The sequence below is a fragment of the Microcoleus sp. S36a_B3 genome (genome assembly GCF_036700745.1).
In the GTDB taxonomy this organism is placed as follows: Bacteria; Cyanobacteriota; Cyanobacteriia; order Cyanobacteriales; family Microcoleaceae; genus Microcoleus.
The window spans coordinates 116714-122713 of the sequence record NZ_JAUBPN010000017.1 but is presented as its reverse complement, the minus strand read 5'-3'; the positions used below and the strand labels follow the sequence as shown (position 1 = coordinate 122713).

The 6000-nt window shown below is 46.1% G+C and carries 6 protein-coding genes; 1 reads left to right on the top strand and 5 read right to left on the bottom strand.

The window, feature by feature from the left end:
* Positions 1-457: 457 nt before the first annotated feature.
* From QUA01_RS18980 to QUA01_RS18960, 5 genes are all read right to left on the bottom strand, one after another.
* Positions 458-811, bottom strand: coding sequence for a DUF1257 domain-containing protein (locus QUA01_RS18980; RefSeq protein WP_096832348.1), 354 nt, complete (start codon positions 809-811; stop codon positions 458-460).
* A gap of 130 nt (positions 812-941) precedes the next feature.
* Positions 942-2471 carry a stress-responsive protein Ycf46 gene (ycf46, locus tag QUA01_RS18975; RefSeq protein ID WP_194008387.1) on the bottom strand — a complete coding sequence of 510 codons (1530 nt, stop codon included), beginning with the start codon at positions 2469-2471 and terminating at the stop codon, positions 942-944.
* 129 nt (positions 2472-2600) lie between these two features.
* Entirely contained in the window at positions 2601-2951 is a 351-nt protein-coding gene (locus QUA01_RS18970) for a hypothetical protein (RefSeq protein ID WP_194008388.1), read from the bottom strand.
* A gap of 336 nt (positions 2952-3287) precedes the next feature.
* Positions 3288-4199, bottom strand: a complete 912-nt coding sequence (locus tag QUA01_RS18965; RefSeq protein ID WP_333091718.1) for a UTP--glucose-1-phosphate uridylyltransferase — start codon at positions 4197-4199, stop codon at positions 3288-3290.
* A gap of 49 nt (positions 4200-4248) precedes the next feature.
* Complete coding sequence (locus QUA01_RS18960) at positions 4249-5289, bottom strand: mevalonate kinase family protein (RefSeq protein ID WP_333091720.1); 1041 nt, start codon at positions 5287-5289, stop codon at positions 4249-4251.
* 152 nt (positions 5290-5441) lie between these two features.
* Between QUA01_RS18960 and QUA01_RS18955 the strand changes: the two genes are divergently transcribed.
* The gene (locus QUA01_RS18955) at positions 5442-5981 is read left to right on the top strand and encodes a Dps family protein (RefSeq protein ID WP_333091722.1); all 540 of its coding nucleotides are present in this window, start codon (positions 5442-5444) and stop codon (positions 5979-5981) included.
* Positions 5982-6000: the final 19 nt, after the last annotated feature.

Sequence of the window (6000 nt, the reverse complement as noted above, 5' to 3'; positions counted from 1 at the left end):
AAGCAAGTGAGCAATTTAACGGTAGAACATCGAAAAATTCTCTCTTGTTTAGGGACAGTCTGTCGTCAATATTATCTGATTATTTAATCAGAGAGATTTGCCGTCACATTGAGATACTTGTCGAGCCAATAAATTTCGACCCAGACAATAATGTTCTCGGTCAAAAAAACTGCGGATTTATTGGAGTATATTGCCTAATAAATTGAGCAAGTTATTGTCACCGAAAAAAACCGGGATTCAACTTGAGATATTGTCTACTAATTTTCATAAAAAATATAAATTAAAGTTAAAAGAGTTAGACTAAAAAAAGTTTGATGGCTTTGATTTTTGAAAACTACCAGTAAGATAATCACATCTGCGGAATGTGGGCTGTAGGGGCAGTGCCTAAAAACTCAAGCGCAAAAAACGGGTTAACCCGTATTTGGTTAACCCGCAAGCTTAGAAACGCGCACGGCGATTAATTTTGCACTACCAGCTTGACGTTGGCGTTTTGCAAACCGCGCTGCTTGACTGCTGCCAAGGTCTTGTTGACTGCGTACTTCTGGTTGATGGAGTTAATTAACTCAGTTTGATTGTGCTTTTTGGCCACGCCCCAGAGGTCGGCAATCAAGTCAAAGGAACCATCGCTATTGCGAGACCAACCCAGGTCATATTCGCCTTCCAGAGTCGCTACGATGTCGGAGCGAACGCGCTGACCGTTATAACCGCGAACATCAGCTTCTGACTTGACTGAAATGCCCAAGTCGCGCAGGGAAGCTTTCAGGATTTCGGCATCGGTGATTTTGGTACGCAGAGTGCTAAAGTGAGACATTGGATTTCCTCCTAATAAAACTGAGAGAGAAACAACAACGGTCTGGATTTAACGGTGCCGCTGGGCGGCTTTTCAATCGAACTGCTAGCTGTTGCTAGCCTTTGCTCCTGTTTGGACCAGGAGAAAGCTTTTAGAATTCCATTCGCTGATATTCAGCGACGGAAGACGCAGCGGGCCGTGCGCGCTGTCTCGCCCAATCTCGGAGGGCGCTGACCTGTTCGGTCATGGTTTTAGACAGTGGCAATGTGGATTTAATGGCCGCGATGATATCTAACTGCGTAAACTCTCTATCTTGAGCGAAGGCCTCGTACATGGCTGCTACTAACCCTTGCTCAATTTCTGCGCCTGAAAAGCCCTCGGAAACATTGGAAAGCTGCTCTAAATCGAAGCGAGAGATGTCCCGACGGCGCTTTGACAGGTGAATGTTGAATATATCTTGGCGTTCTTCTTTGGTAGGCAGGTCAACAAAGAAGAGTTCGTCGAACCGGCCTTTCCTCAAGAATTCCCCCGGCAACCGCTCGATGCGGTTGGCTGTTGCCATTACGAAGACTGGGGAAGTCTTTTCTTGCATCCAAGTGAGGAATGAACCGAAAATTCGGCTGGAGGTGCCTCCGTCTGAGTCAGCAGAACCAGTGCCTCCGGAAAAGGCTTTGTCTAGTTCGTCGATAAACAGGATGGCTGGAGAGATGGATTCTGCTGTTTTTAGAGCGTTGCGGAGGTTGGCTTCAGATCTACCCACCATCGAGCCGTCGTAGACTCGGCCCATATCTAGCCGCAGCAGGGGCAGTCCCCAAAGGCGCGATGTAGTCTTGGCAATCAGCGATTTTCCGCAGCCCGGTACGCCGAGAATTAACATCCCTTTTGGTTGGGGCAGACCGTATTCTCTCGCCCTTTCTGTAAAGGCGTTGGAACGCTGCTTGAGCCACCGTTTCAGCTCTTCTAAACCGCCTACTGCATCCAGGGTTTCATCTTCTTCAACGAACTCTAGAATGCCGTTGCGCCGAATTAATTGCTTTTTCTCCGACAGAACTATGTCTACTTCTTCTTCAGTTAACCGGCCTGTCGAAACGTGGGCTTTGCGATACACTTTTTCAGCTTCGTCCTTAGTCAATCCCAAGGCTGCTTTTAAAAGTTTTTCTCGCGCTTCTGTGGTAATGCGTCGCGATTTTGTTTGCTCCAACTGACCGGACAACACTTGGTTGAGTTCCTTCATGTCGGGAAGCGCGAAATCTAATACCACTACTTCCTTTTCTAGCTCGATCGGAATTTGCTGCAAAGGAGACATTAGTATGATTGTCTTTTGCGTTCCTTTGAAGTTGGCGATCGCATCCCGCAATAACCTTGTTACAGTTGCATCATCTTTAAAAGGATGAAGGTCTTTGAATATATAGATTCCACTGGGGTTGTTGCTTGGTTCCCGCTGCCTGATAACCCACTCAAGGGCTGCCTGTGGCGAGAGGGTGCTTTGCTGAGTGTTCCGAGGTTGACCGTGATCCGTGCGCTCTATCATGCCTTGGGTTACAGTCCAGACGAATACTCGTCGCTGTGGCTTGGCTTGAGCTATTGTTGAAATTGCTTGCTCACACCGCTCTTCCTCGGATGTCACGAGGTAGATCAGAGGATATTGAGCTTGGATTAGGATACTGATCTCTTCTTGCATAGTCCTCGACCCACTAGAGACGGTGCTATCTGTGCTGAATCTCAATGCTGCCTTTAGCCGAATTAGAAAAATTTTAGTGAAAAATTTCAGTAAATTATAAGTTCTAGCTTTTGGGGAAGCAAGGCATTCTTAGCAGGGAACCAATTCTTCCTCTCCCGGTCTGGCTGTGCTGGCACCGACGCCTGACACCTGCTTTACTGGAAGATCTTGCTCAGCCAATACGCTCGGCTGACTTGTTACTGATGCCAGTTCTCCATCTCGCATTACTACAGAACCCGTGCATTCTGGACAAGTGTACACCCGGTGGGTTTGTCCGTAGGAGGCTTCTACTTCGTCAACCACTTCGGGGTTTCCTAGGTAAAAGACAATTGCCCTTTCTGCAATTGATGACATCGGTTCTGTTTCGACTGCGGCTTTGATTTTGAGCTGGCGATGCAGTTCAGGTGGAAGATACAGCGTAACTTTTTGCTTTTCTTGCATATCAGTGAATTGAACTTACCCGGGTATGTATATTAGATTAGCCACTTAATTCTTTGCTGTCAACCCTCTATGCAGTTTTAGCGTCATCTTGTAATACTTCGTTACAATTGAGGTGATTTTGGGGCAGCCTACAACGGAATCAATGGGCTTTTAGCTGATGAGGCTGCGATGCAGCGGCAGGTATTTCGATTTGGGATTGGGGTATGGCGATTTGGGATTGGGGAATGAATGGATGGCTATCAACCGCAGATTTAAGGCAAATTGACGCGCATAAACACAGATCATTTGTATAGGAGCGAGTTTGGGGAGGTAATGCAAGTCTAATTTTAAGGCCCGTTAGCCGATCGCCCCACCAGATATGGCAAAATCAATCAGCGTCTGCCGGTAAACCTCCGGCAATCCCGTGTCAAAACACCGCCCTTGCACCACATAACCAGCCATTCCCTCGAACTCCCGCAATTTCTCCAAACAGGATGTTAACTGAAATTCGCCTCTTTCTCGAAAATTGGCACTAATATGTTCCGCCAAATAATCAAATATTTGAGGATTGAGCACATACATCCCAAACATCGATAAAAATAAATCATCCCCCATGCCTTCTACGCTTAAATGCTGCCGCGCATACTCGATATCCGGCTTTTCGTAAACTTGCGTCACAGACAAAATAGCATCTTGTTCCCGCCAAACACCCGCCGCACAGCCGTAGTGATGAATTACCTCAGCCTGTGTCACCCTCAAACCAATTACGCTTTGCTGCACTTGCGAGTAAATATCCAATAGCTGGCGCGCGCAAGAGTTTGCAGTGTCCGACAAGTAAATGTGGTCGCCCAACAGCAGCAAAAATGGCTCCCTGTTCGTCCATTCTCTAGCACAAAATACCGCGTGGCCGAATCCTTCCTGAACATCTTGAATAAGAATTGTAACTTTCTGTCCTACATTTTGTAAATATTGACTATAATCTTGGTTTTGCACAGACAGTTTTTGGAAAAGTTGGGGAGACGGAGGGGCTTTAAAGAAATCTTCAAAAAAAGCGCGATCGCCCTTTTGCACAACTATACCAACTTCTTCGATTCCGGCGCTCAAAGCTTCTTCCACAATTGCCAAAATTATCGGTTTGGCGCGGCCGTCGCGATCGATAATTGGAAATAACTCTTTCTTCACAGCCTTAGTAGCCGGAAACATCCGAGTGCCAAAACCGGCGGCCGGAATCACCGCTTTGCGGACTCTGTACTGAGAACGGATTGTCATAGGATTTTAGATTGAAGAATTTGAAGCTTCCTTAAATTCGTATTTTTTTTCAACTGATTTTCAGTTTCACACAATTCATCTGAGGAAAATTGCGTGCAATAATCTCCATAACCTCCTGTTGACTTTCTGCATCTTTAACTATAAACTGCGCCGTGCCGTCTCCTTGAGAACCTACTCCCTTCCCACCCAAAATATAAGGCTGAATTGGTGGATAGTTCAAAAGTTCGTGCAAAACAGAAGCAGTTAACTGCCCCGGACAAGCGGGGATTAAATACTTGTCAAATTCCCTCTGGGCAACTTTCATCAACTCGCCGAGTTTAACCGCATCTCCCTGCTGTAAAGCTGCGGCTGCATCCTGCGTAATTCTCGAACTAATGGCACCGAGATATTGCTGCACGTTTGCTGCTACTTCATTCGCAGCAAAGGGGTAAGCCAGATTGAGACTTGCCAGGATTTCTTGAGTGTTTTTGCTAGCGCCCAAATCTACGATCACAAAAAACAAATCTTTGGTAACTTTGAGCTCAACAACATCCATCTGAGAACCGTCAAAAATCATCATAATCGGGCGATTTCCATAGGCACAACCCTGATCCATGCGGCCGCAGCGCGAAGGTGTTGCAGTCTCGCCTAAATAAGCCATTTCCATTTCACCGCGCACGTTCATTTTCAAATCGTATAAGCGGTTGAAAGCGCGGGCTACTAATACGCAAATTGCGGCGCTGGAAGACAGGCCTTTCTGAATTGGTAAATCTGTTAAATAATTGTCAATCTCTACTCCTCCCACGCGGTAGTAGGTGAGAAATTGAGCCGCCACACCGGCTGCATAACTGAAAAAAGTTCCTGTTTGTGCTTCAGCAAGCAGACAATTTTTTTCCATCGGGAGTGCAGCTTCTATTTTGGTGCCGTCATTTAAAGCAGCCCGCAAAATCAAGTGTGTGGGATGCGGCTTAACTTCAGCATAAATTCCTTGATTTGTACTGGCTATCAGAGTGCAGCCTTTTGCTATAGCGGAATTGAGGGGCCGATAAGCGGCTGCCCAATCGGTGTGTTCGCCAAACAGACAAAGGCGGCCAGGAACAAAAAGCTGCATGACATCTATCTAAAGGTATCTATATTGCGATTACTTTAACCTGAAATGCAGATATTTGACTAAAAGTGCGATCGTCCTTTGGGTTGATGTCAGCGGCTGGCAAAATTTGTTTTAATAAATGTTTAGTTAGAAGAATTGAGGAAATAATTTCAATGCGTAAGTTAAATATAGGTCTATCTGACGAGCAACGTGCAGGTGTTATCGAACTTTTGAATCACGACCTGTCTGACGCTTATCTGCTGTTAATCAAAACTAAAAAGTATCACTGGGATGTAGTTGGCCCGCAGTTTCGATCGCTCCACCAGTTGTGGGAAGAACACTACCAGGTATTGACTGAGAATATTGATGCTATGGCCGAACGGGTTAGAGCTTTAGGCGGCTACCCAATTGGTACTGCTGAGGGTTTTCTCAAGTATGGTTCGATTAAGGAACACGTCGGCGATTTGCCTTTAGCAAGTGAGATGGTATCGCGTTTGGTTGACGATCACGAATTGGTTATTCGCAATCTCCGCAAACACGTCGAACAGTGTGGTGAAGTGTTTAAGGATGACGGAACCGCAGACTTTTTGACTGGTTTGATGGAACAGCACGAACAAATGGCTTGGATGTTGCGATCGTTTATTGAAGGGGAATCGCTTTCGTCAGACGGTCAGCAGCCAAAAGCTAAAACTGCTACAGCTTCTCACGCTTAGACAGAAGAAGGAAGAAGGA

Excerpts from the sequence above, each read along its gene's own strand:
- QUA01_RS18980 (WP_096832348.1), bottom strand. The coding sequence starts at position 811 with ATGTCTCACTTTAGCACTCTGCGTACCAAAATCACCGATGCCGAAATC.
- ycf46 (WP_194008387.1), bottom strand. The coding sequence starts at position 2,471 with ATGCAAGAAGAGATCAGTATCCTAATCCAAGCTCAATATCCTCTGATC.
- QUA01_RS18970 (WP_194008388.1), bottom strand. The coding sequence starts at position 2,951 with ATGCAAGAAAAGCAAAAAGTTACGCTGTATCTTCCACCTGAACTGCAT.
- QUA01_RS18965 (WP_333091718.1), bottom strand. The coding sequence starts at position 4,199 with ATGACAATCCGTTCTCAGTACAGAGTCCGCAAAGCGGTGATTCCGGCC.
- QUA01_RS18960 (WP_333091720.1), bottom strand. The coding sequence starts at position 5,289 with ATGCAGCTTTTTGTTCCTGGCCGCCTTTGTCTGTTTGGCGAACACACC.
- QUA01_RS18955 (WP_333091722.1), top strand. The coding sequence starts at position 5,442 with ATGCGTAAGTTAAATATAGGTCTATCTGACGAGCAACGTGCAGGTGTT.